The 1,477-nt window shown below is 74.0% G+C and carries 1 protein-coding gene; it reads left to right on the top strand.

The features are described from left to right. Positions 1 to 1,356 (top strand): VgrG-related protein (locus tag IH13_RS0100445; protein ID WP_031080000.1); only part of this gene is annotated, 1,356 nt, incomplete at its 5' end. Positions 1,357 to 1,477 lie beyond the last annotated feature (121 nt).

Below are 1,477 nucleotides of genomic sequence, written 5' to 3'. Positions count from 1 at the left end.
AGCAATCTGCTGCGCTGCCGCGCCGGGGTCTCGGCCGCCGAGCAGGTCTCCGAGGTCGAGGTGCGCGGCTGGGACGTCCGGGCGAAGCAGCCGCTGGTGGGCAGGGCCCCGGCCGGCACGTCCCCGACGCTGGAGCTCGGGGTGAGTGCGGCGGAGGTGTCGGAACCGTTCGGCGAGGCACGGTTCGTCGTCACCGACACGGCGTACGGGACCCAGGCCCAGGTCGACCAGGCCGCCAAGGCACTGGCGGAGCGCATCGCCGGCTCCTTCGCCGAGCTGGAGGCGGTGATCCGGGGGAACCCGGAGGTCAGGGCGGGCAGCGCGGTGGCGCTGAACGCGGTGGGCGCGCCCTTTGAGGGCCGGTACACCGTCACCACCTCACGCCATGTCTTCGACGCCGTACGCGGGTACGAGACCTGGATCACCGTCTCCGGCCAGCAGGAGCGTTCCCTCTTCGGACTGACCGGAGGCGGCGGGCAGGGGGCCGGTAACGGGCCGGGTGGCGGCTCGCGCTTCGCCGGGCTGGTCAGCGGCACGGTGACGGACACCCAGGACCCGGAGGGCTCGGGCCGGGTGAAGGTCCGCTTCCCGTGGCTCTCCGACGAGTACGCGAGCGACTGGGCGCGTACGGCGCAGTCGGGCGGCACGGGCGGTGGCGAGGCGTTCATCCCGGAGGTCGGCGACGAGGTGCTGGTCGGCTTCGAGCACGGACAGCTGGACCGGCCCTACGTGCTGGCGGGCCTCTACAACGGACAGGACCGGCCCGGCGGCGGAGGTCCCGCAGCCGCGTCCGGCGCCTCCGGTTCCGCGGCCGCCGCGTCAGCGGCCGCCGGTGGGGCCGCCACGGCCGGTTTCTCCGGTTCTTCCGGTTCCTCCGGTTCTTCCGGCGGCGAAGGGCTGGTCGACCCCACCACCGGAGCCGTGAACCGCCGCGCCTTCGCGTCCAGGAGCGGCAACCGGCTGGAGCTGCTGGACGCGGCCGACGGCCCGCAGGGGGTCAGGCTCAGCACCGGCGACGGCAAGCTCACGATCGACCTGGACCGCAAGGGCACCGCCGTCGTCGTCCACAGCGACGGCAGCGTGACGATCGAGGCCACCGAGCAGGTCGCCATCAGCTCGGCCGGCGGGGTCACGCTGGACGCCGGACGCGGCGCGCTCGAACTCACGGGCGACAGCGTCACCCTGACGTCCCGCAACGGGGTGTCCCTGGACGGCGGCAACGGCAGGGTCGCGCTCTCCACCCAGGGCGCCGTGGAGGTCCAGGGCGCCCAGATCACGGTCGACGGCACCCGGCGCACCGACGTGAGGAGCGGCGGTTCCCTGTCGGTCAACGCCCCGCTGATCAAGCTCAACTGACCCATCCGCCCCGCACGGAACAGGAGTGGACCGTATGCCGGCAGCAGCAGCCGCACGGGTCGGCGACCCCACCGGCCACCCCGGCGTGGTCGGCCCGCCCGGGGAACCGAGGGTGCTGATC

Source organism: Streptomyces sp. NRRL WC-3549 (assembly GCF_000721935.1).
GTDB lineage: Bacteria > Actinomycetota > Actinomycetes > Streptomycetales > Streptomycetaceae > Streptomyces.
The sequence above is the reverse complement of the archived record's forward strand: the minus strand, read 5'-3'. Positions and strand labels throughout refer to the sequence as shown.